A 23,931-nucleotide genomic window follows, 5' to 3' on the forward strand; every position below is an offset into this window, starting at 1 on the left:
AGACATGATATATCTGTATCAAATAAACGACGAAGGGGTGGGCATCATGAGAATAACGATTACAGGAAGAAACATCGAATTAACAGAAGGATTAAAAGCCGCAGTGGAGGACAAGTTAGGTAAATTAGAAAGATACTTTACTCCAGACACAGAGGTATATGTAACGCTTAGCGTGGAGAAGGAGCGCCAGAAAATTGAAGTGACCATTCCGGCAAAAGGCAATTACATCCGTTCAGAGCAGGTAAGCAACGATATGTATGTATCCATTGACCTTGTGGAAGAAGTCATTGAACGTCAGTTGAAAAAGTACAGAACCAAGATAGCAACCAAACAGCAGAATGCCGAATCTGTTTTCAAGAAAGAATTCTTAGACAATTCAGATGAGGAAGACGAAGAGATTAAGATTATTCGGACGAAGAAGTTTGGAATTAAGCCAATGTATCCAGAAGATGCCTGTGTACAGATGGAATTACTTGGACATGATTTCTTTGTATTCATGAATGCAGAGACAGAGGAAGTAAATGTTGTCTATAAGAGAAAAGGCAATACTTACGGATTGATTGAACCGGAATTCTAAAATAGGAATTGAAAGGGAGAGCAGATTTTGCTCTCCCTTTTTTAGCGGGTTCCATTGGCATTCTTGTGTTTCAGTGAGAGGGAGTATCAGTACTTCGCTTTTTCATTGAGAAGTTTATATCAGTACTTCATTCTTCATTAGAAAGTTTATATCAGCACCTTGTTCTTTATGTGGGGAATCGCTTCTTGTGCTCGAACAGAGAGAACGTATTTGGAGTAGAAAATGAAAAAGTTATCTAAAAACACCTAAAGCAATCAAGCGAATGGAGTAGGAATTTCAGAAAAGTGAAAAAAACACCTAAAGTCGCCAGAACAATGGAGTGGAAAAATAAGAAAACCTTTAAAAACACCTAAAGTCGCCGGAGCAATGGAGTGGAAAAATAAGAAAATCCTAGAAAACACCTAAAGTCGTCAGAGCAATGGAGTGGAAAAACAGGAAAATCCTAGAAAACACCTAAAGTCGCCGGAGCAATGGAGTGCGAATTACAAGAAGTACTTGAAAACACCTAAAACTCATCCAGGCATGCAATGGGAAAATAAGTTGAAAAACCCAGACAGCAAGAAAAATAAAAAAAGTTGAAAAAAACACTTTACAAAATAGTTTTACTATGATAAGATATCAAACGTTGACGGCACAAACCGTAGGACATGGGCTTATAGCTCAGCTGGTTAGAGCGCACGCCTGATAAGCGTGAGGTCGGTGGTTCGAGTCCACTTAAGCCCATTATAAATAGGAAAAGGATTTGCACATCTGTGCAAATCCTTTTTTGTGTGTAATAGGAAAATCCGTTCCTATTACATAAAAATGCTTCGCGAGGATCACACTGCAGCGGAGTTGAACAATGTCGCAAATGCGACCCGCCGCAGACAAAGAACCACTTTTTTCACCTAAATCTTACACATAAATACTCTTTGGCCATTCATCCTGGTGCGCTGTATATGTCTCATTCAACCAGTCGACTGCCTGCTGTTTTCCCTCCATGGTAAAAGGAAAAGTATTTTTCATAATTTTCTCCGGGGCGGTGTTGGCGAAGGTGTAGGGACCAGGCCAGACATAGACGTTAAAATGATCGTTTCCCTCTTCTTTTTCCAGCTCTAACTGAAAACGCATTCCGTGGTAACTTCCACGAAATTTTTCCTTCTTATAAAAATTGAGGTTTAAAACTTCTTCTGTTGTAATCACGAAATGTTCCTCCTAAAAATAAAATCTGTCTTTGTACTGAATACATTTTACCTCATTTTTCATCAGAAATCCAAGTGAAAATCTGGTATATTTTACCTGGAAAAAGGGGTGGATTTTTGCTTTAAAGCATTAAAAAGTCAAACGGACAAAGAAAAATTATATTTTTTTACTAGGAATTTCATGGGATAATTATGAATAAAAAAACATATATAAATGCGTAATTATGAATAAATGTAAAAATAAGTTGAAGAAAACGTAAAAATAATGTATAATTATATAGTCTATGGCAGAAAACTTAGTTATTGACAACTGAATTTTTGCATGTATAATTATAGACATGTTGTGCGTGCGACGCATACATTTGTATATGAAGAGAGTGCAGTGGACAATGGGGTCCGTTGGCACTTTTTTTGATTGCAATAAATTAATTTAACAAAATAAAGTGATAACGTAATGGAGCATAACGCAAAGGGGTAGAAAAATGAAGTTTTCAGAGATGCCATATAAAAGAATTGATATGGATCAGGTCGAAAAAAAATTCAAAGATATCATTGAGCGGACAAAGAATGCAAAGAGTGGAGAAGAGCAGTTTACAATCCACAAAGAGTATTATGCGTTGAACGATGATATTCAGACGAATATGACACTGGCATATATCAGACATGATATCGACACGACGGATGAGTTCTACGAGAAAGAACAGAATTTTTACGACGAAGTGATGCCGATTATCAATAATTATGAAACAACTTATGGAAAAATCTTGTACGAATCACCTTATCGTGAGTACTTAGAGAGCAAGATTGGGAAAGTTCCATTTAAAAATATCGAATTATCGTTAAAAGCATTTGATGAGAAGCTGATTCCATTGATGCAGGAAGAAAATGCTTTGGTAAGCCGCTATGATAAATTGATTGCAACGGCGAAGATTCCTTTTGACGGGGAAGTATATAACCTTTCCCTGATGGGCAAATTCCAAAGAAGTTCTGACCGTGAAGTAAGAAGAAGAGCATGGAAGGCGGTCAGCGATTATTTCTTATCGGTAACAGATGAAATCGATGAGATTTATGACAAGATGGTAAAGAACAGAACCGAGCAGGCGAAGATGCTTGGTTATGAGAATTATATTGAACTTGCTTATTATAGAATGGGTCGTAATTGTTACGACAAGGATATGGTGGCAAATTTCAGAAAACAGGTCAAAGAATTCTTTGTTCCATTTGCAAACAAGCTTCATGAACAGAGAAGAAAAAGAATTGGTGTGGAAAAGTTATCCTATATTGATAACGGTGTTTATTTCACAAACGGTAATCCGGAACCAATCGGAACACCGGAAGAAATTTTAGCGGCCGGACAGAAGATGTACAGTGAACTTTCTCCACAGACGAAAGAATTTTTCGATTTCATGAGAGAGAACGAGTTATTCGATGTATTAGGAAGAAAGACAAAGAAACAGGGCGGATATATGACCTATCTTCCGAATTACAAATCACCGTTCATTTTTGCAAACTTCAACGGAACGAGCGGCGATGTCGATGTTATCACACATGAGTGTGGTCACGCATTCCAGGGTTATCTGGTGCGCAACGAAGAAATTCGTGAGGTGGCAGACATTACCATGGAGACCGCAGAGATTCATTCCATGTCGATGGAATATTTCACATACGGATGGATGGATTTATTCTTTGGAAAACGCAAGGATGATTATCTGACCATGCATTTGGAAGATGCATCCGCATTTGTGCCATATGGATGTATGGTGGATGAATTCCAGCACATCGTGTATGCAAAACCGGAAATGACACCACAGGAACGAAAAGAAGTCTGGATGCAGTTAGAAAAAGAATACAGACCACATATGGATTATGAAGATGATCCGTTTTATTCCAAAGGAGGATTCTGGCAGAGACAGCCACATATTTTCCAGGTGCCGTTCTATTATATTGATTATTGTCTCGCAAGTGTTTGTGCAATGCAGTTCAAAGTCATGATGGATGAAGATTTTGAAAAAGCATGGAACAATTACTATAAACTTTGCAAATTGTCAGCAAGCGATTTCTTTGTCAATGTAATCAAAGAAGTCGGATTACAGAATCCATTCGAGGATGGATGCATCAAAGAGCTTGTAGAAAAGTTAAGCGCAAAGACATTTGAGTAACATGTATTTGACAGATGCCATCAGGCAGGCATCCGTTGAAGATATAGATTAAAGGAGGAAATGAATAATGAAGAAAAAGATTGTAAGTTTAATCTTAGTTCTCGCAATGAGCACAAGCATGCTTGCATGTGGCAGTTCAAAGTCATCAAGTGATTCTTCTACTGATGCAGCAGGAACAGAAACAGGCAGCGATAGCGCTTCCTACGACGAACAGTCTTCTGCAATTTATGATGAGCAGTTAGGCGACTTCTATGATACTTACCAGACTGCACAGGAAGCAGATACTGTTTCCGAGAAATATGCATTGGATGCAGTTGCAGAAGCAAAATTATTGGAATCATGTGTTATGCTTCCATTATCTACACAGGGTGGTTTATATGCCATCTCCAGAGTGGCTCCATATACAATTGGTTATTCAATGTGGGGAAATGATAACAGAAGATATCACCAGGCTTTAGTTACTGATAAATTTATCAGCAATGCAGACAGAGATGAGATGAAAGCAAAATGGGCTGAGTTAAAAGGAAAAGGAACTTACGAAGATTGGGCAGAATCTTATCTTACAGATAAGGGATATACTTTAAAAGACAGTTATACTTTGATTTACCCATCTGATCCTGTAACATGGGATATCTTAGCAACATCCCAGTCAAACGATTCTGATGCAATTGTTAATACTTATGACGGATTGATGGAATATGATGTAGAAGGAACACTTCAGCCGGCATTAGCAGAAAGCTATGAAGTATCGGATGACGGATTAACTTATACATTCAAACTTCGTGAAGGAGTAAAATGGGTAGATTCCCAGGGAAGAGAAGTTGCTGATGTAAAAGCAGACGACTTCGTTGCTGGTATGCAGCACATGATGGATGCACAGGGTGGACTTGAATACTTAGTACAGGGTGTCATCAAAAATGCATCTGAATATATTGATGGAACTATCACAGACTTCTCACAGGTTGGTGTAAAAGCTGTGGATGATTACACAGTAGAATACACTTTAGAGGAGCCATGTACTTACTTTACAACCATGCTTGGTTATGGCGTATTTGCTCCAATGAGCAGAACTTATTATGAATCTATGGGTGGTAAGTTTGGTCAGGAATACGATTCTTCTGCTTCTGATTATACATATGGTAAAGATGCAAACTCCATCGCTTACTGCGGACCATACCTTGTAACAAATGCAACTGCTAAGAATACCATTGTATTCCAGGCAAATGATTCCTATTGGAACAAAGACAATATCAATGTTAAGACAATTACATGGTTATATAACGATGGATCTGATGTGACAAAATCTTATGTAGATGCAAAAGCTGGTACCGTAGATGGAACAAACTTAAATACTTCTACAATTCCAACTGCAAAAGAGGATGGATTGTTTGATGATTATGCATATGTATCTCAGACAACAAGTACATCTTTCACAGCATTCTACAACTTGAACCGTACAGCATTTGCGGATGCAAATGATGAGACAAAAGTTGTTTCTGACCAGTCTGAGGAAGACAAGGAAAGAACAAACAAAGCAATGAACAATGTTCACTTCCGTAGAGCAATCTCCTTCGCAGTAGACAGAGGTTCCTATAATGCCCAGGCTGCAGGAGAAGACTTGAAATACAATGCACTTAGAAACTCTTACACACCAGGTACATTTGTACAGCTTGATGAGGATACTACAATCTCTATCAATGGAACAGATACCACATTCCCTGCTGGAACAAACTATGGTGAAATCGTTCAGGCTCAGTTAGATGCTGATGATTTCAAAGCAACGGTATGGGATCCTACGGCAGATAACGGAGTAGGTTCTTCCGATGGATTCGACGGATGGTACAATCCTGATAATGCCGTTTCTGAATTAGAGACAGCTATTGCAGAACTTTCCGATGAGGGTGTTACTGTCGATGAAAGCAACCCAATCGTTCTTGATTTGCCATATCCATCTAACGATGAAAGATTTACAAACAAAGCAAATGCTTACAAACAGTCTGTAGAAGCTTCCTTAAATGGAATGGTAAAAATCAACTTAGTAGAAGCTAAGGATCTTGATGAGTGGCAGTATGCTGGATATCTTACAAGCTACGGCTATGAATCAAACTACGATATCTATGATTTGTCTGGATGGGGCGCTGATTACGGTGATCCTAAGACATACCTTGATACTTTCTTGCCAGACTATGCAGGATATGTAGTAAAATCTCTTGGTATTTTCTAGAGTGATGATTGTGTTTTTTGTTGCCTGATTAATATGAAAAGAAGATGTGGCCGGAGCGGGTTTCCCGTTCCCGGCACATTATATGAGTGAACAATTATGACAAAATATTTAGTAAAACGTTTATTACGAGGATTGGTGTCAGTTGTTATCGTAGTTGCAATCGTTATGACCATGATTTATTCTTTGATGGATCGTAACCTTATCTTTGCAAAGGATAACACATATTCACACCAGAAGAATAATTCAAAAGTAACATATGCTTATGCAAAATGGGAAGAATACGGATACTTAGATTATGTATCTTATGCAGATTATCTGCAGGCGCTCACAAATAAAGGTGAGATTGATGAAGAAACAAGAAGCAGCGTAGTAGGAATTGGCAGAACAGCAGACAAGGATTCAGATACAGTAAAAGAATACGTTGCGCAATTTAAAGATTATTATGAATCCAAAGGTTATACAATAAAACGATTAGATGCCGTTATGATGAACGGTAAAAAGATTGCGGACGGTGGACAGCCACAGCTCTTTGCTTATAAAGACGTCCCACTGTGGACACGTATGTGTTCATACTTCTCAAAGTTAATTACAATTGATAGTGTTAATAATGTTGAAAATATTGTAGGGGAAAGAGGAATATCCTTTACTTTACATGACCCTGTTTATGGCGGGGATAAATTTTCACCTGCAATTATCGGAAATGGTACCACACATAAATACCTGTTATATTTTGATAACAAGTTCCCATTCGTACATCAGAATATAATTACCATTAATCTTGGTACTTCCTATTCCGTAAATGAAGGTGTCGATGTATTTAAAACAATGAACAGCGCACAGGGATCTTATACAAAATCTCTGATTACATATCCAACAGGATTACAGGAAAACAGTGCAGATGATCTTCATACAGCAACTTATGTAAAGAATTCTCTAAAGACCAGTCTTGTATATGAAGCCCGCTACACAGATGACTATACCAATGTAGATACGACAAAATCCGCATTGTCAAAAGTAGGATTTTCCTTTGTCATTGGTTTGATTGCATCCATTCTTGCATACCTTATCGCAATTCCACTTGGAATTATGATGGCAAGAAAGAAAGATAAACTGATTGATAAGATTGGAACAATCTACATTGTATTTATTATTGCGGTTCCATCTTTGGCATATATCTTCTTATTTAAAGCAATTGGTGGAAAGGCAGGACTTCCAACTACATTTGATTTGGAATCGACCAGCAAGTTAATGTATGTGCTTCCGATTATTTCATTGGCACTTCCACAGATTGCAAACTTAATGAAGTGGTTACGTCGTTACATGATTGATCAGATGAATTCTGATTATGTAAAATTTGCAAGATCTGGTGGCCTGACTGAGGGTGAAATCTTTAAGAAACATATTTTAAAGAATGCAGCAATTCCGATTGTGCATGATATACCAGCAACCGTTCTTTACGCATTGGTAGGTGCTATTATCACAGAGCGTGTATATGTAGTTCCTGGTGCAGGTAACTTGTTAACAGAAGCAATTGGAAAATATGATAATGGTGTTATTGTCGGTGTAACATTGTTCTATGCAGTTTTATCCGTTGTATCCATTATTTTAGGTGATATCCTGATTTCCATTGTAGATCCAAGAATTTCATTTTCTAGTAAGGACAGGTAAAGAAGTATGAATCAAGATTTAGAACAGTTTGGCTTGTCAGAGGAAGAATTGTTTTCCCGTGTGGATCACAGCGACCTTGACGCAGAGAAGATTACGGCACCAAGGTATTCTTACTGGCATTCCGTATTCCGTGTATTTTTTAAGAAAAAAATAAATATTGTAATTTTAGCACTTTTAGCAGTTATTCTTGCATTTACTTATATTTACCCACTGTTTGTCGATTATGATAAATTTGGTAACTTGTTGAATGCAACTGCAAAACATTTGTCACCATCCGCTGCAATGAAACAGTTTGGCGCAAATATCCACTGGATTTTAGGTGCAGGTGCTGCCGGACAGTCTACCTTTGATGCGATTTGGTTTGGATCTAGAATTTCCATCTCGCTTGCGCTGGTGTGTGGATTGATTAACATTACAGTCGGTGTAATAGTTGGTGCAATCTGGGGATTCTCCAAAAAAGTAGACAGAATCATGATGGAAGTTTACAACGTGGTTGCAAACGTACCATACATCCTGATTGTATCTGTTATGGTTATGATTTTGACAGCAAGCTTCTGGACGATGGTCTTTGCGTTGACCATCACAGGATGGTTAACCATTGCGTACTTCATCCGTACACAGGTAATCATCATCCGAGACAGAGAATATAACCTTGCATCCAAATGTCTTGGAACATCAACAACCAAGATTGCAATGAAAAACATTCTCCCATTTATGACATCAATCGTAGTTACGGTTGCTGCGACAGAGATTCCAAACTATATTTCCATGGAAGTATTCCTGGCATACATTGGAATGGGACTTTCAGACATGTCCTTAGGACGTCTGATTTATGAAGCTGAGAGCGCAATGGTTACACCTGGATGGGGATTCGAATTCTGGAGCCCGGTTGTTATTTCAGCAATTATCACAATAGTATTGTACGTTGTAGGACAGAACCTTGGTGATGCATCTGATCCAAGAACACATATGTAGAGGTTACCGAAATGGAAGATAGAAAAGTTTTATTATCCGTGAAAGATTTGGATGTCAAGTTCCATGTACGTGGAAGAGAATTGACCGCAATCCGTAATGTTTCACTTGATATTTACGAAAATGAATCAATTGCAATTGTAGGTGAGTCCGGTTCCGGAAAGTCTGTATTTACCAAGACATTTGCAGGTATGCTCGATGGAAATGGTTTTATCTCAAATGGTAAAATCATTTACAACGACGAGGAGTTATCCGATACCGTTGTAAAGTTAAATGATACAGCGAAAAAGACCATCAAAAACTCACTTCACAAGTTGAATGAATATTCCAAGTTAGAGTTTGGCGCAGCAACCTATCGCCAGATTCTGGAACTGGAATCAGAAAAACGTCAGAAAGCAAGCTTATCTGAGGAAGAAAAAGAAGCTGTTGAAGGAAAGATAAAACAGCTCAAGAGCAAGAGAAATGAGGAATATAACTTAAAACAGACTTACGATCCTTCCAAAGAAAAAGATAAGATTAAACAGGCAGCGCAGGAAATCTCAAGATTAGACAGCGAAATCAAAAATCTTCAGAAAGAAGATGAAAGATTAATAAAAGAGAAAAAGAAAGCGCTTGCAAGCGATACAGCATACTTAAATGAGTATGCAAAGAAGATGACAGCTCTTCGTGAAAAACGTGCAAAAGAAGTAACTGCAGAGATTTCTGAGGAGACAAAGAAAAGAAATGAGATTCTTGCAAAAGAACTTTACCTTTCTGTAGGAAGATATGGATTTACAAAGAGAAATCAGTTAATCAAAAAGCTGTTAGATGCGTTAAAGAATGCAATGCAGCTTGGTGTTGATCTGATGGACGAGGAAGAACGTAATGCAATCTTTGATACGGTTGCGTTCCGTGTAAAATATCTGGATGAAACAGAAGATACCTTACATGGTACCTGTATCTTAAACCTTGCAAAGATTAAATACGAGAAGGACTGGAGCCAGATTCGTGGTGGCAAGATTGCAACCGTATTCCAGGATCCGATGACATCCTTGAACCCAATTATTACAATTGGAAAACAGATTACATCCGTTATTTTAAAACACCAGGATTGTACAGAGGCTGAGGCCAGAAACAGAGCATTAGAGTTAATGCGTAAGGTTGGAATTCCAAACGTAGAAGCACGTTTTGATGATTATCCATTCCAGTATTCCGGTGGTATGAGACAGCGTATCGTTATCGCAATCGCATTGTCCTGTCAGCCAAAAATCTTAATCTGTGATGAGCCTACCACAGCGCTTGATGTAACAATCCAGGCACAGATTTTGAAATTGTTAAAAGATTTACAGAGAGAATTCAACTACACCATCGTATTTATTACACATGACTTAGGTGTTGTTGCAAATATTGCAGACCGTGTTGCAGTTATTTATTCTGGACAGATTATCGAGATTGGTAATGTAGATGAGATTTTCTATGATCCACGTCATCCATATACATGGGCATTACTTTCTTCACTGCCACAGCTTGCACAGAAGAATACAAAACTTTATTCCATCAATGGTACGCCACCATCTTTGTACAATAAGATTGTCGGTGATGCATTTGCACCGAGAAATCCATATTGCTTAAAAATTGATACTCTGGCTGAGCCACCAATGTTTAAGGTAACAGATACCCATTATGCAAAAACTTGGTTGCTTGATCCAAGAGCTCCTAAGATTGAGAAGCCTGAGATCATCCAGAATACACAAGAGAAACTGATCAAAGCATTTAATATAAGTATAGGAGACGGAGAACGTGTCTAAAGAGAATAAGAAAAAAGTAAATGGTACCCATGTTTCTCATTTGCCAGAACATGGACCAATCGATGAGAATGGCAGAGAAGTCTTACTGTCATTAAAACATGTAGATATTACGTTTGGTAAAGGTGAAAATGCGGTAAAAGCTGTTAAGGATGCATCTTTTGATATCCACAAGGGAGAAACGTTCTCTCTTGTTGGAGAATCCGGTTCCGGTAAGACAACCATCGGACGTGCTGTTATCCGTGTAAACCAGTTATCAGGCGGTGAAATTTATTACAAAGGTGTTCCGATTACTGGAAAGATTCCACATTCCCTGGATCGTGAAGTAATTCGTAACATCCAGATGGTATTCCAGGACCCTGCAGCATCTCTAAATGAGCGTGCAACAGTAGATTACATCGTATCCGAAGGTCTTTATAACTTCCATCTGTATGAAAATGAAGCAGACCGTGTGAAAAAGGTTGAGACCATGATCAATGAGGTAGGTCTTCTTCCTGAGCATCTGACCAGATACCCACATGAGTTCTCTGGTGGACAGCGTCAGAGAATCGGATTGGCACGAGCAATGGTTATGGAACCAGAACTTGTTGTTGCCGATGAGCCAATTTCTGCTTTGGATGTTTCTATCCGTGCGCAGGTATTGAACTTATTAAAGAAATTCCAGAAGGAAAAAGATATTACATATTTGTTTATTGCACATGACCTTTCTATCGTACGTTTCATTTCGGATCGTATCGGTGTTATTTACAAAGGTAATATCGTTGAGGTTGCAGATGCAGAGGAGTTATTCAACTTCCCATTACATCCATATACACATTCTTTGATTTCTGCGATTCCAATTCCAGATCCAGAATTAGAGAAAAACAAAGTGTTATATACATATGATCCATCTATCCATGATTACAGTGTAGATAAACCTGAGTTTGTCTGCGTTGGACATGACCACTGGGTATATGGTAATAAGAAAGAGATTGAAGAATACAAGGCATTGCGTGATAAGAATGAGCCAATTCAGTCTATCACAATTCGTAAATCAGGCGAACAGAGCACTACCGAAGAAGTTCATGAAAATGTAGTTTCCGAAGAAGAAATTGCATTACCACCAGTTCACGATACCGGAAGTGTATGGTATGTGGTATTGTCTTTCTTCCTTCCAATCATTGGTATCATTATGGCATTGGTATTCAAACACAAGAAACACTTCCGCAATTACAAGGCATGTAAGAAGGGTGCGATTGCAGGATTTATCGTAATTGGAATCATTCTTGCTATTTTTGCACTTGCACTTTTAGCGGTTGTATTCTAAAATTAAAGATAGCAGGAACTTAGAGAGATTTAAGTTTTAACGTAGAGAACGGGGCGGATATGAAGATATCCGCCTGTTTCTTTATAGAAATCAGAAAAAGAAGTGGAATAGAAAAGGATAGAGGTAAAGATGAGACGTACAGGAACAAATGAAAGACCCGTTGTCAGACCTGTGATAAAGGCAGAACTTTCCGAAAAAAATTCAAAGCGTAGATTGATTGTGGTCATTGTGTTGATTCTACTTGCGACAAGCGCATTTACATATGGAATTGTATCTTATTTAGGAAAAGAATCCGGCTGGACTACAATTGTAGCTAAATCGGCATCAGAGCGAAACTGCAGTGACGAATTTGTGTTCCAATATTGTCTGGGGGCAAGTGGAGCCTCAGCAACAGCGGAAGGGAAAGAAATACAACTGCTTTACACAGACGCAACAGTGAAGGCATATCAGCTTTTTAATACAGATGAGACATTTGATGATGTGCATAACATGGCATATTTAAACCAGCATCCGAATGAGGAAGTAAAAGTAGATGATGTGTTATACCAGGCATTTTATCTGTTAGAGAAAAGTGGAAACAGAAGCCTTTATTTAGGGCCGGTTTATGAGGTGTATGATGGTCTTTTTTCCTGCACAGAAGATTACATGACGGCAGATTATGACCCACAGCAGAACGATGAAGTTGCATCCTTTGTGGAGCAGGTTTCAGCTTTTTCCAGTAATTCGGACGCAATTCAGATAGAATTACTCGGAAATGACAAAGTAAAATTGAAAGTTTCCGATGAATATCTAGCTTTTGCAAAAGAGAACGAAGTGACAGATTATATAGATTTTTATTGGATGAAAAATGCGTTTATCATCGATTATCTTGCAGATGTGATGATTCAAAACAACTATACGCTTGGCTCAATTTCCAGTTATAACGGTTTTGTAAGAAATTTGGATGAGAGTGAAAATTCATACTCCTATAATCTATATGACAGGGAAGAGAATACCATTTACGGAGCCGGTGTGATGGATTACACCGGGGCGAAGAGCATTGTATATCTGCGCAATTACCGGATGACAGAGGTGGATGACCAGTATTTCTATGAGTTTGAAAACGGGGAAATCCGGAATGCCTATTTAGATGCAGCGGATGGAAAAAGTAAAACTTCTTTAAACAACCTGGTTTGTTATGCCACAGACCAGACCTGCACGCAGATATTGCTTCATATAATGCCGGTTTATATTTCGGACTCTTTTGACGCAAGCGCGCTGTCAGCCTGGGTAAATGAGGGGATTTATTCCATTTACTGTGCGGATCACACCATTTTTTATAATGAGGATGGTTTGAAGATTCATGACCTTTATGAGAAAGATGGTGTAACCTATACAACTTCAAAATTTTAACGAAAATCAAGTAATACAAAAGGAGAAGAACAATGGGTGATTTAAAAAGTTTAATGCCAAAGAAATTAGGATTTGGATGTATGAGACTTCCGGTTATCGGGGAAGACACGGCAAAAATTGATGATAAAGCATTTTGTGAAATGGTGGACAAATATTTAGAACAGGGTTTCTGCTATTTTGATACTGCTTATCCATACCACAATGAGAAGTCCGAAGAAGCGGTAAAAAGATGTATCGTCAACCGTTATCCGAGGGAACAGTTTTTCCTCGCAGACAAGATGCCGGTCTGGAATGTAAAGAAAACGGAAGATTATGACCGCATTTTTGAAGAGCAGAAGAGACGGTGCGGCGTGTCATATTTTGATTTTTATCTGTTACATGCAATGGATAAGGCACGTGTAGAAGAGACAGAGCGTCTGGGTGGTTTTGAGCGTCTGGCAGAGAGAAGAAAAGCAGGAGAAATCAAGCACCTTGGTTTTTCTTTTCATGACAGTGCAGATGTGTTAGAGGAGATTTTAAGCAATCATCCAGAGTTAGAGTTTGTGCAGCTCCAGATTAATTACTATGATTGGGATTCTGAGTCGGTGCAGTCAAGAAAATGCTATGAGACAGCAGTGCGTCATAATGTCCCTGTGATTGTAATGGAGCCGGTAAAAGGTGGTACGCTTGCAAATCTGATTGGGGAACCGGAAAAGATTTTGAAAAAGTTAGATGACAAGGCAACTCCAGCTTCGTTTGCAATCCGTTTTGCAGCTTCTTTGGATAACGTGATGCTTGTCCTAAGCGGCATGTCAGATATGGAGCAGTTGTTGGATAATACTTCTTACATGCGAGAGTTCCAGCCACTGAATGAGGAAGAAAAAGATGCAATTGTGCGAGTTGTAGATGAATTACATAAAATTCCAACAATTCCATGTACCAAATGTCGTTATTGCGTGGAGGGATGTCCAAAGAAAATTGTCATTCCGTCCGTGTTTGATGCCTATAATTTTTCCGTACAGTTCGGAGTCAATGAAAAGACCAGAAAGGGTTACGAGAATGCTGTGCAGGAGCATGGAAAGGCAAGCGATTGTATCCATTGTGGAAAATGTGAAAGCCAATGTCCACAGCACCTTGAGATTCGAAAGCTGTTAGAGGATGTTGCAAAGACATTTGAAGATGGGACCTCAGGGGAATAAGATTACTGTTGAAAACAGAGGTAATTTTTTGTTGTATCGCAAATGCAAATTCTTTATAATAAAAGGAAAGAATAAAATAGGAGAGACAAAAGATGGAAAACCTGATTGTGTTAATCATTGCAATCATTGGAATTATTGTGAAAGCAAAATCATCCGATGAGAAAAAGAAAAAGCAATATACTTATCAAAAGCCACAGCAGCCAAGGCAGGCACAGCCGCAGTATACCCAACAGTCAAGACCTGTACAGCCGCAGTACACAACTCAGCAGCCAAGGCAGGCACAGCCGCAGTATACCCAGCAGCCAAGGCAGGTACAGCCGCAGTACACCAAGCAGCCAAGGCAGGTACAGCCACCAAAGCCGCAGCGGGAAAGATATGAACAGTGGAAAGCTGCGAAACAATCAACGCAGGGCAAGGCAATGGATGCGATGCAGCAGCTAAAACAGCAGGAGCAGGAAAATTCGATTCTTGAGCGTGCAAATTTGAACTTGCAGGAATACGAAGGCGATGTGGAGAGCGATATGCTAAGTCAGGTAAACGACAGAATTGTGACGGGATATTCCGGGGAGATGGAGTTTGAGCGTGATTTTATTGCAGAGGGAATCGAAATGCTTAACAGCTTTCAGGTGCCGGATTCTGTCGAACAGTTTTTGACTCTTCCAGAGCAGTAAGAAGAGCAGACAAAAAGTAATTGCAGAAAATGGAGTAGAAAATGGACAGAATACCAAGAAGCGGTGAAATTTACCGTCATTTTAAAAATAAGTTATACCAGATTGTGACGGTTGCAACACACTCTGAGACAAAAGAACAGCTTGTGATTTATCAGGCATTGTACGGGGACTTTAAAACATACGCAAGACCACTTGAGATGTTTGTCAGTGAAGTGGACCATGCGAAGTATCCACAGGTAACACAGAAATATCGCTTTGAGAAAGTGGATATGAGTGAAGAAAAAGCACAGGAATGTGGACAACAATCGATAAATAGTATGCAGCAAAACGCAGATAATGTTTGCGCGGCAGAGAAAAAAGATTCAGTTGTGAAGACAGAATTTTTGACTGCAGGGACAGAAGCTTTGGCTGCAACAAACAAATCTTCTATTACGGAAAAGAAAAATAGTCTGTTAAATCAGACGGCGGAAGAGAAATTGATGGCGTTTTTTGATACAGACGATTTTGAAGAACGTTACCAGATTCTAGTATCGTTGCAGGATGAGATTACAGATTTGATGATTAATAATATAGCGGTGGTACTTGATGTTGTGATTCCGGAGGGAGACACAGAGTACCGTTACGAAGAATTAAAGCGCTGTTTCCGTACAAAACAGCGCTATGAGAATAGCAGATTAAGATAAACCTAGCAGCGTTTGCTTAACGTGCTGTTATGATAAGCAGTAGAGAAGGTGACGTCTTCGCCAAACCATTCCGGTGGAACGAAGGAGTTGGCGTCTTCTTCTGTTTCAAACTCAACTTCTGCGAGCTGCAATGGAGCAAGCTCGCCCTCGAAGATATCAAGTTCTATGGTATGTTTTTCATCCAATGGAATGAGGTATCTTCTTTTTTGTATTAAAATACCATCAATTTTGGTTACAAGATGGTCAAAAGCTTCCTTGTTGAGTGGAAGATTGTATTCCTCCCTCACCATAAGTCCTTTTCCCTTATAAGTTAATGTATATTTGTCGTTGGAACGACGGACCCTGACCACCGGGTCGGTATTTAAATACCCCTGTGAAATCACTTTGACAGGGTATTGCTCTAGATGTTTTGGCAATTCTTTCACCAAATATTTTCGTTCGATTTCCATAAAAACCTCCAGGCTGTTCTAATATATTGATTAGGATGTGCAATTTGATAATATAGTAAACAGCTTTTGCTTGCACATCCTAATCATTATATTGTGAAAAAAACGAAAATGCAATATAATAGAGACTGGTAAAAATGAATTCGTCATGAGGAAAGGTGAGGAAAATGAGTAAAATTGGTATTTTTTTAGCGGAAAGCTGCGAAGAGATTGAGGCACTTACCGTCGTAGATATTTTTAGAAGAGCAAAAATGGAGATTGAACTGATTTCTATATCCGATTCGAAAGAGATTACAGGTTCTCATAAGATTCAGTTTATGGCAGAGACAACGGCAAAAGAAGCAGATTTTTCTACACTAGACGGTATTGTTCTTCCGGGTGGAATGCCGGGAACCCTTCATTTAGGTGAGAGTGAGATTGTAAACCAGACAGTCCAGACATTCGCAAAAGAAGGAAAATTAGTGGCTGCAATCTGTGCTGCACCAAGTGTATTAGGACAGGCAGGAGTGTTAGAAGGCAAGCATGCAACCTGTCATCCGGGATTTGAAGAGAAGCTGACAGGAGCTATCACAAGCGAAGACAAAGTAGTGGTAGATGGAAATATCATCACCAGCCGTGGAATGGGAACAGCAATTGATTTTGCACTTGCAATCGTAAAATATTTCGCTGGAGACGAAGCGGTTGCAAACGTCTGCAAAGGATTAATCTATCATATTTAGCATGGATTCCTTTTCTTGAAAACAGGAAAAAAGAGGGTTGTGTACCGCAAGTACATGACCCTCTTTTGCTTTGCCCATGAAAGCAAACTATTTCATCTGTTCTTCCTGTTTCATGATCATTTTTTTGACCATTTCACCACCGATAGAACCAGCCTGTGCACTGGTTAAGTCACCGTTGTAACCATCTTTTAAAGGTACTCCGATTTCACTTGCAACTTCCTCTTTGAAACGTTTCATTGCGTCCTTTGCCTGTGGTACTGCCATCTGGTTTGTTCCAGAACTTGAATTAGATCCACTCATGATTTTTACCTCCGTAACGATACTGTTGATTGTCACCAGCAAAGCCTGGTGCAGTTGTTTTGGATGAACAAGTAGTAAGTTACTGTTTATCCTAATGCTATTATTTACAGGATAGGAAATATTATGATGGTAATTTTTGAGAAAAAGTGTTGACAAGTTAATACGAAAGTGCTTTACTAAAGTAGTATTCTAAAATTTTGAGGAAAGAGAGGTAATAAACTATGATTAGAAATACGAAATTGAACAAATTTGAACTGAATCATGTTGCAATTACCTCGGTGTGTGCGAAGAACCAGGCATAGGTGTATGTTTGGGGATAGCATAGGGATAGACGACGTTTCGCCGCGGTGATGGTTTCACCGCGGTTTTTTTGTGCTTTTTTTGAAATTCAGGCACGTTTGTCTATAACACATTGAGGAAAATGATTTGGGCGTAAAAGGCAAAATAAAAAGAAGAATGGAGGAGTTTTCGTGAAGAAATTAAGTACATATCTAGGACGATATTGGTATGGTTATCTGTTTGCAATTGTTTGTATGGTTGCAGCAATCGTACTTGATATGATTTATCCTAAAATAACACAGAGCATCGTCGACGACGTTATGATTGGTGGACAGATGCAGCTTTTGAAAGGACTGTTAATTGGAATTGTGTTGGTCGGAGTTGGCCGGTGTGCGTTCGGATACTTCAAAGAATTTACCTTTGATGTACTTTGTTCCAAGATTGGTTCCCAGATGAGAAAGGATTTGTTTCATCATATCCAGACCCTTTCGATGGATTATTTTGACAATACCAATACAGGAGAATTGATGGCGCGTGTCAAAGATGATATTGACAAGGTGTGGAATGCGTTAGGCTATGTCGGAATGCTTGTCATTGAGGTGACCATTCATGTCAGCATCGTACTGTATTGCATGTTTTCTTTAAACTGGAAAATGACATTTATTCCGCTTGCCACGATGATTGCATGTGGAGTAATCGCAATCGTGATGGAGCGAAAATTAGATAAAGTTTACGAGGATATCAGTGAGGAGAATGCAGTTCTTACCACCGTTGCAGAAGAAAACCTTGCCGGTGTCCGTACCGTAAAAGCTTTTGCGAGAGAAAAACACGAGATTGCAAAATTTTTATCACACAACAAACGTTACTATGAATTAAACATCAGACAGTCAAAGGTTTTGGTGCGCTACTACCCAATGTTTTCGTTTGTTGGAAAAATGCTTCCTGTTGCAATGACAGTTGTAGGTGGATTTTCTGTTTTGAATCAGACGATGACCTTAGGAGCATTGGTAGCCTATGTGGAATACAGCAGAAATTGTACCTGGCCGATGGAGATGCTTGGATGGCTGACGAATGACCTTTCCTCTGCGATTGCGTCATACAAGAAAATCAAGAAGATTTACGCACAGACTTCCAGCATCAAAGAAAAAGAGAATCCGGTTCACTTAGATGAGGTGAAGGGGGAGATTACATTCGAGCATGTCGATTTTGAAATTGAAGATGCCCATATTTTAAAAGATGTCAGCTTTGATGTAAAACCAGGCGCAACCATCGGAATTATGGGAGCAACCGGTTCCGGTAAATCTTCGATTGTCAATCTGATGCAGCGTTTCTATGATGTAAAAAAAGGAAGCGTCAAGTTGGATGGCGTGGATGTCAGAGATTTAAGCTTAGAGCAGCTTCGAAGCAGTATATCAGTGGTCATGCAGGATGTGTTCCTGTTTTCCGATACGATTGAAGAGAACATCAAGATGGGATTAAGAAAACAGCTTCCGATGGATGATATCAAAGATGCGGCAGAGCGTGCGCAGGCAAAAGGTTTCATTGAAAACATGGAAGAACAGTATGAAACGGTTGTCGGAGAGCGTGGTGTGGGTCTTTCCGGAGGTCAGAAGCAGCGAATCAGTATTGCAAGAGCACTTGCGAAGAAGAAACCGATTCTTGTAATGGATGATTCCACATCTGCTTTGGATATGGAGACAGAACACGAGATTCAGAAGATGCTGAACGAATTAGATTCAACTACAAAAGTAATTATAGCGCACCGTATTTCTGCGGTCCGTCATGCAGACGAAATCATCTACTTAGAGGATGGCAAGATTGCAGAGCGCGGAACACATGAAGAATTACTTGCTAGGAAAGGACTTTATTACAATACTTACATGGCTCAATATGGAAAATTTTTATCCGCCTAGGAAGATTTTTCAATAAAGCCTACACATAAGGAAGGAGCGTGAAAAGCGTGGCAGTTAACTCATTTCGAGAAGATGAACAGATGAAACATACCGACCGGAAAAAGATTTTGCGTCGATTATTTTCCTATCTGTTAGATTATAAACTTACCATTGCAGGAGTATTGATTTGTATGCTTGTAACCGTTGTGATTGCACTGGTCAATCCACTTTTGATAGAAGCAGCAATCGATACTTACATTGCAAAAGGTGACGTCAAGGGATTACTACGGCTTGGAATCATTGCACTGGCAATGAATATTGGATACATTATTCTGGTAAAGGTACGAATGTATGTCATGTCGGTGGTATCCAACAAAATTCTGTTGTCAATCCGTCAGGAACTATATGAACACATTCAGAAGTTATCTTTTTCCTTCTTTGACAGCAGACCAACCGGAAAAATTTTAGCGCGTATCATCGGGGATGTAAACTCTCTAAAGGACGTGCTGGTAAATATGGTCACAACACTTTTGCCGGAATTTGCAACAATTGTTGGTGTTGTCGTTATCATGCTGGTAAAAGATTACAGACTTGGATTTGCGGCATTAAGTACCGTGCCGCTTATGATGGTAGCTATCTGTATCGTGCAGAATGTATCACACAAAAGATGGCAGGTTTACCGTAAAAAATCGTCAAACTTAAATGCCTATGTGCATGAAGACATTGCAGGAATGAACGTGGTACAGAGTTTCCGTGCAGAAAATGAGACAAAAGAGATTTTTGAGGATTTGACAGACCAGCACCAGAAATCGTTTGTCAGTGCGGTTGTTTTTGCGGATATGTTTGGACCGGTCATCGATTTTTGCTGGGGATTCGGTTCCATGATTATGTATTTTGTCGGTATCGCAATCCTTGGAGTCGACCACATTTCCGTTGGTTTGCTTGTTGCGTTCGGCAGCTATATCAATATGTTCTGGAACCCGATTATGAATTTAAGTAACTTCTACAATCAGCTGGTTACCAATATGTCAGCAGCAGAGCGTATCTTTGATATTTTGGATACCGAACCGGACATTGTGGATGGAAAAGATGTAGAAGAGCTTCCAGAGGTAAAAGGTGCAGTAACGTTTGACCACGTATCTTTTACATACGATAAAGGAACACCGGCAGAGACAAAAGTATTAAATGACGTTAATTTCCAGGTAAAACCAGGCGAGACAATCGCACTTGTCGGACCGACAGGAGCCGGTAAAACTACAATTGTAAATCTAATCAGCCGTTTCTACGATATAGAAGAAGGAAGAATTCTGATTGATGGACACGACCTTACCAAGGTTTCAATCGAGAGTCTGCGAAAACAGATGGGTGTGATGACGCAGGATAACTTCATTTTCCATGGAACAGTAAGAGATAATATTTTATATGGAAAATTAGATGCGACGGATGAAGAGATGATTGCAGCAGCCAAAGCGGTCAATGCGCATGACTTTATCATGAAGATGGAAAAAGGTTACGATACCGAGTTGAAAGAGCGTGGAGCAGGTCTTTCCATCGGACAGCGTCAGCTGATTGCATTTGCAAGAACCATGATTTCGATGCCAAAAATCCTGATTTTGGATGAGGCAACCTCAAGTATCGATACGCATACCGAACTTTTGGTGCAGCAGGGAATCGAGGCGCTTCTAGCAGGAAGAACCAGCTTTGTCATTGCGCATCGACTGTCGACAATTCAGAATGCAGACCGTATTTTTGTCATTGATAAAGGCGGTATTCTAGAGCAGGGAAGTCCGAAAGAACTGATGGAGAAAAAGGGATTTTATTATAACCTTTACATGGCACAGTTTGCAGGTTTGCAGTAGGAGAGAATGTAAAAGGAGGATGATGAGGATGAAACGTAAGTTCGTATCAAAAGGAATGTTGGTTGGTGTTGCAGGAACGCTGCTGGTTGCTCTTGCAGCCTGCCAGCCGGGTGAGACAAAGGAAAAGACACCAGAAGCAGCACAGCAGGAAAAAACGGTTTTGGAGATGGAGAGTACATCAGAGCCAATACAGGAAACACAGACCAGTGAAACGGAACAGGATACGACAGAGGAAAATCTGGGATTTTCTTTTTCAGATTTAAAAAATGTGCAGTTTGTGTTCAGCAGTGGTGTCGGTGGCTGGTGTACCACACTGGATATCGCGGAGGACGGAAGCTTTTCCGGTGTTTATCAGGATTCTGATATGGGAGACACCGGGGATGGTTATCCAAATGGAACCTATTATTATGCAGAATTTACAGGAAAGTTTGCACAATTAAAACAAATTGATGATACGACTTACGAGACATCTATTGAGAGTATCCAGCTGAAACAGACGGCCGGGGAGGAAGAAATCATCGACGGCATGAAATATGTTTACAGTGAACCATATGGTCTGGACGATGCAAAAGAAATCCGCATCTATACAAAAGATGCAAGGGTAGCAAATCTGCCGGAAGGCTTTGTCTCCTGGGTGAGATATAATCAGGAGCTTGGTGAGACACTTGATTGCTACGGATTATATAATGTGGCAGCAGAAGAAGGATTTGTTGGCTGGGAATATGAAGAGGATGCGGCAGATGCTGCAACGGATATCAACGATGAGCTTGCGGCAGTAGAAAAGCAGGCAAAAGAGATTGAGGATAAGCTTCAGGGAGATGACCTTACACAGGGGGACTACAATATTTTGACCGGGCAATTATTTAACGTATGGGATGACGAGTTAAATGCAATCTGGTCAAGGTTAAAGGATACGCTTTCTGAGGAAGAGATGGAGAAACTTACAAAGGAAGAACGTGAGTGGATTGCGGACAAGGAAGAACAAGTCAAGGAGGCTGGATTAGATGCGGAAGGAGGCACCATGCAGCCGATGCTAGAGAATGACAAAGCAGCGGAACTAACCAGAGAGCGTGTCTATGAATTAGCAGATTATCTTTCTGAAAAATAAAAGAGTTTCGTTTCTAAATGCATAGAGATGCTTTCTGAAAAAAAGTGCTAGTAATTTCGCAAACTCTATGCTATAATGCTTAAATGACTGCGATATAACGTGAATTGTACATCTATGATATTTCATATATATAAGGAGGAAAATAATAGTAATGAGTGTACAGGTAGAAAATTTAGAAAAAAACATGGCAAAACTTACCATTGAAGTGCCAGCCGAAGAAGTAGAGAAAGCTTTACAGGAAGCATACAACAAAGAGAAGAACAAAATCAGCCTTCCAGGATTCCGTAAAGGAAAAGTACCTAGAAACATGATTGAAAAAATGTATGGACCAGCTGTATTCTACGAAGAGGCAGCAAATATCTTAATCCAGGCTAATTATGCAGCCGCAGTAGAAGAGAGTGGAGCTGATGTTGTTTCAAGACCTACTATCGATGTAACTCAGATTGAAGCTGGAAAACCTTTCATCTTCACAGCAGAAGTTGCCGTTAGACCAGAAGTTGAACTTGGTAAATACTTAGGTGTTCAGGTTACAAAGATTGACACATCTGTATCTGACGCAGAAGTAGAAGAAGCTTTAGAGAAAGAAAGAAATAATAACTCCAGAACAGTTGCTGTAACAGACAGACCAGTTGCAGTTGGTGATACAGCAATCATCGACTTCGAAGGATTCATCGACGGAGTAGCATTCGAAGGTGGTAAAGGAGAAAATCATCCATTAGAGATTGGTTCCCACTCTTTCATCGATACATTCGAAGATCAGTTAGTTGGTAAGAACGCTGGAGATGAAGTTGAAGTTAACGTAACATTCCCAGAAGAATATCAGGCAAAAGACTTAGCTGGTAAGCCAGCAGTATTCAAAGTTAAGATTCACGAAGTAAAAGCAAAAGAACTTCCAGAATTAAACGATGAATTTGCACAGGATGTTTCTGAATTCGATACATTAGAAGAGTACAAAGCAGATCTTAGAAAGAACTTAGAAGTTCAGAAAGAGAACGAAGCAAAACGTACAAAAGAAGACGAAGCAATCAAGAAGATCATTGATAAATCCAAGATGGAGATTCCAGAAGCAATGATTAAGACACAGTGCGAATCTATGGTAAATGAATTTGCTCAGAGAATCGCTCAGAGCGGACTTTCCATGGAACAGTATATGCAGTTCTCCGGACTTACAATGGAAAAATTAGAAGAGCAGGTTCGTCCAGAAGCTGAAACACGTATCAAGAGCAGCCTTGTATTAGAGCAGATTGCAAAAGACGAGAACATTGAAGTCAGCGATGATGAAGTAAAAGCTGAAGTTGAAAAGATGGCAAAAGCTTACGGAATGGAAGCTGACAAGTTAATGGAATACTTAGGAGATGCTGAAAAAGCTTCTATTAAGAGAGATCTTTCTGTAACAAAAGCAGTTGACCTTATCATGGAAAACGTAAAAGAAAGAGCAAAACCAAAGTCAAAGAAAGAAAAAGAAGCTGAAGCAGAAGCAAAAGCAGAAGCATAAGATTTTAGAGTAATTGAGAAAAGGAATCAATACAGGCA

At 39.5% G+C, this 23,931-nt stretch carries 19 protein-coding genes and 1 tRNA gene; 17 read left to right on the plus strand and 3 right to left on the minus strand.

All coding sequences use genetic code 11. The annotated features are described in order from the left end of the window. The first annotated feature begins 46 nt into the window (after positions 1–46). Both hpf and BIV16_RS00580 read left to right on the plus strand, forming a co-directional pair. A complete protein-coding gene (gene hpf, locus BIV16_RS00575) occupies positions 47–577 on the plus strand; it encodes a ribosome hibernation-promoting factor, HPF/YfiA family (protein WP_075679886.1) in 531 nt (176 codons plus the stop codon). Positions 578–1,226: 649 nt separating this feature from the next. After that, positions 1,227–1,300 (plus strand) — tRNA-Ile (locus BIV16_RS00580). A gap of 171 nt (positions 1,301–1,471) precedes the next feature. On the opposite strand, the gene BIV16_RS00585 is transcribed toward BIV16_RS00580, so the two are convergent. Continuing rightward, positions 1,472–1,759: a GNAT family acetyltransferase gene (locus BIV16_RS00585; RefSeq protein ID WP_075679885.1), complete on the minus strand. Its 288-nt coding sequence runs from the start codon at positions 1,757–1,759 to the stop codon at positions 1,472–1,474. A gap of 481 nt (positions 1,760–2,240) precedes the next feature. Here BIV16_RS00585 and BIV16_RS00590 point away from each other — a divergent pair, with 481 nt between their 5' ends. From BIV16_RS00590 to BIV16_RS00635, 10 genes are all read left to right on the plus strand, one after another. After that, entirely contained in the window at positions 2,241–3,917 is a 1,677-nt protein-coding gene (locus BIV16_RS00590) for a M3 family oligoendopeptidase (protein ID WP_075679884.1), read from the plus strand. A gap of 67 nt (positions 3,918–3,984) precedes the next feature. Then, the gene (locus BIV16_RS00595) at positions 3,985–6,141 is read left to right on the plus strand and encodes an ABC transporter substrate-binding protein (RefSeq protein ID WP_075679883.1); all 2,157 of its coding nucleotides are present in this window, start codon (positions 3,985–3,987) and stop codon (positions 6,139–6,141) included. 96 nt (positions 6,142–6,237) lie between these two features. Then, on the plus strand, positions 6,238–7,809 hold the full coding sequence (locus BIV16_RS00600) for an ABC transporter permease (RefSeq protein ID WP_075679882.1): 1,572 nt from the start codon (positions 6,238–6,240) through the stop codon (positions 7,807–7,809). Between the two features lie 6 nt (positions 7,810–7,815). Then, a complete protein-coding gene (locus tag BIV16_RS00605; RefSeq protein ID WP_075679881.1) occupies positions 7,816–8,784 on the plus strand; it encodes an ABC transporter permease in 969 nt (322 codons plus the stop codon). An 11-nt stretch (positions 8,785–8,795) separates the two neighbouring features. Continuing rightward, complete coding sequence (locus tag BIV16_RS00610; protein ID WP_075679880.1) at positions 8,796–10,568, plus strand: oligopeptide/dipeptide ABC transporter ATP-binding protein; 1,773 nt, start codon at positions 8,796–8,798, stop codon at positions 10,566–10,568. Further along, complete coding sequence (locus BIV16_RS00615; protein ID WP_202969654.1) at positions 10,561–11,871, plus strand: ATP-binding cassette domain-containing protein; 1,311 nt, start codon at positions 10,561–10,563, stop codon at positions 11,869–11,871. Before BIV16_RS00610 ends, BIV16_RS00615 begins: the two co-directional genes overlap by 8 nt. A 129-nt stretch (positions 11,872–12,000) precedes the next feature. Further along, positions 12,001–13,263 carry a hypothetical protein gene (locus BIV16_RS00620; RefSeq protein WP_075679879.1) on the plus strand — a complete coding sequence of 421 codons (1,263 nt, stop codon included), beginning with the start codon at positions 12,001–12,003 and terminating at the stop codon, positions 13,261–13,263. Positions 13,264–13,295: 32 nt separating this feature from the next. Further along, positions 13,296–14,441, plus strand: coding sequence for an aldo/keto reductase (locus BIV16_RS00625; RefSeq protein ID WP_075679878.1), 1,146 nt, complete (start codon positions 13,296–13,298; stop codon positions 14,439–14,441). A gap of 92 nt (positions 14,442–14,533) precedes the next feature. Further along, complete coding sequence (locus tag BIV16_RS00630) at positions 14,534–15,112, plus strand: hypothetical protein (protein ID WP_075679877.1); 579 nt, start codon at positions 14,534–14,536, stop codon at positions 15,110–15,112. Positions 15,113–15,153: 41 nt separating this feature from the next. Then, positions 15,154–15,795 carry a DUF1653 domain-containing protein gene (locus tag BIV16_RS00635; RefSeq protein WP_075679876.1) on the plus strand — a complete coding sequence of 214 codons (642 nt, stop codon included), beginning with the start codon at positions 15,154–15,156 and terminating at the stop codon, positions 15,793–15,795. Positions 15,796–15,797: 2 nt separating this feature from the next. On the opposite strand, the gene BIV16_RS00640 is transcribed toward BIV16_RS00635, so the two are convergent. Then, a complete protein-coding gene (locus BIV16_RS00640; RefSeq protein WP_075679875.1) occupies positions 15,798–16,244 on the minus strand; it encodes a CYTH domain-containing protein in 447 nt (148 codons plus the stop codon). 164 nt (positions 16,245–16,408) lie between these two features. Here BIV16_RS00640 and BIV16_RS00645 point away from each other — a divergent pair, with 164 nt between their 5' ends. After that, positions 16,409–16,960 carry a DJ-1 family glyoxalase III gene (locus tag BIV16_RS00645; protein ID WP_075679874.1) on the plus strand — a complete coding sequence of 184 codons (552 nt, stop codon included), beginning with the start codon at positions 16,409–16,411 and terminating at the stop codon, positions 16,958–16,960. Positions 16,961–17,047: 87 nt separating this feature from the next. Here BIV16_RS00645 and BIV16_RS00650 read toward each other — a convergent pair whose 3' ends face one another. Further along, positions 17,048–17,260, minus strand: coding sequence for an alpha/beta-type small acid-soluble spore protein (locus BIV16_RS00650; protein ID WP_075679873.1), 213 nt, complete (start codon positions 17,258–17,260; stop codon positions 17,048–17,050). Between the two features lie 470 nt (positions 17,261–17,730). Between BIV16_RS00650 and BIV16_RS00655 the strand changes: the two genes are divergently transcribed. The 4 genes from BIV16_RS00655 (at position 17,731) to tig (ending at position 23,893) form a co-directional block, all read left to right on the plus strand. Further along, a complete protein-coding gene (locus tag BIV16_RS00655) occupies positions 17,731–19,452 on the plus strand; it encodes an ABC transporter ATP-binding protein (protein ID WP_075679872.1) in 1,722 nt (573 codons plus the stop codon). 47 nt (positions 19,453–19,499) lie between these two features. Further along, positions 19,500–21,290, plus strand: coding sequence for an ABC transporter ATP-binding protein (locus BIV16_RS00660; protein ID WP_075680259.1), 1,791 nt, complete (start codon positions 19,500–19,502; stop codon positions 21,288–21,290). Positions 21,291–21,318: 28 nt separating this feature from the next. Beyond that, the gene (locus BIV16_RS00665; RefSeq protein WP_075679871.1) at positions 21,319–22,398 is read left to right on the plus strand and encodes a lysozyme inhibitor LprI family protein; all 1,080 of its coding nucleotides are present in this window, start codon (positions 21,319–21,321) and stop codon (positions 22,396–22,398) included. Positions 22,399–22,549: 151 nt separating this feature from the next. Further along, complete coding sequence (gene tig / locus BIV16_RS00670) at positions 22,550–23,893, plus strand: trigger factor (protein ID WP_075679870.1); 1,344 nt, start codon at positions 22,550–22,552, stop codon at positions 23,891–23,893. The last annotated feature ends 38 nt before the right edge of the window (positions 23,894–23,931 follow it).

The organism is Roseburia sp. 831b, assembly GCF_001940165.2.
Taxonomy (GTDB): Bacteria; Bacillota; Clostridia; order Lachnospirales; family Lachnospiraceae; genus Roseburia.

Excerpts from the sequence above, each read along its gene's own strand:
- hpf (WP_075679886.1), top strand. The coding sequence starts at position 47 with ATGAGAATAACGATTACAGGAAGAAACATCGAATTAACAGAAGGATTA.
- BIV16_RS00590 (WP_075679884.1), top strand. The coding sequence starts at position 2,241 with ATGAAGTTTTCAGAGATGCCATATAAAAGAATTGATATGGATCAGGTC.
- BIV16_RS00595 (WP_075679883.1), top strand. The coding sequence starts at position 3,985 with ATGAAGAAAAAGATTGTAAGTTTAATCTTAGTTCTCGCAATGAGCACA.
- BIV16_RS00600 (WP_075679882.1), top strand. The coding sequence starts at position 6,238 with ATGACAAAATATTTAGTAAAACGTTTATTACGAGGATTGGTGTCAGTT.
- BIV16_RS00605 (WP_075679881.1), top strand. The coding sequence starts at position 7,816 with ATGAATCAAGATTTAGAACAGTTTGGCTTGTCAGAGGAAGAATTGTTT.
- BIV16_RS00610 (WP_075679880.1), top strand. The coding sequence starts at position 8,796 with ATGGAAGATAGAAAAGTTTTATTATCCGTGAAAGATTTGGATGTCAAG.
- BIV16_RS00620 (WP_075679879.1), top strand. The coding sequence starts at position 12,001 with ATGAGACGTACAGGAACAAATGAAAGACCCGTTGTCAGACCTGTGATA.
- BIV16_RS00625 (WP_075679878.1), top strand. The coding sequence starts at position 13,296 with ATGGGTGATTTAAAAAGTTTAATGCCAAAGAAATTAGGATTTGGATGT.
- BIV16_RS00630 (WP_075679877.1), top strand. The coding sequence starts at position 14,534 with ATGGAAAACCTGATTGTGTTAATCATTGCAATCATTGGAATTATTGTG.
- BIV16_RS00635 (WP_075679876.1), top strand. The coding sequence starts at position 15,154 with ATGGACAGAATACCAAGAAGCGGTGAAATTTACCGTCATTTTAAAAAT.
- BIV16_RS00640 (WP_075679875.1), bottom strand. The coding sequence starts at position 16,244 with ATGGAAATCGAACGAAAATATTTGGTGAAAGAATTGCCAAAACATCTA.
- BIV16_RS00645 (WP_075679874.1), top strand. The coding sequence starts at position 16,409 with ATGAGTAAAATTGGTATTTTTTTAGCGGAAAGCTGCGAAGAGATTGAG.
- BIV16_RS00650 (WP_075679873.1), bottom strand. The coding sequence starts at position 17,260 with ATGAGTGGATCTAATTCAAGTTCTGGAACAAACCAGATGGCAGTACCA.
- BIV16_RS00665 (WP_075679871.1), top strand. The coding sequence starts at position 21,319 with ATGAAACGTAAGTTCGTATCAAAAGGAATGTTGGTTGGTGTTGCAGGA.
- tig (WP_075679870.1), top strand. The coding sequence starts at position 22,550 with ATGAGTGTACAGGTAGAAAATTTAGAAAAAAACATGGCAAAACTTACC.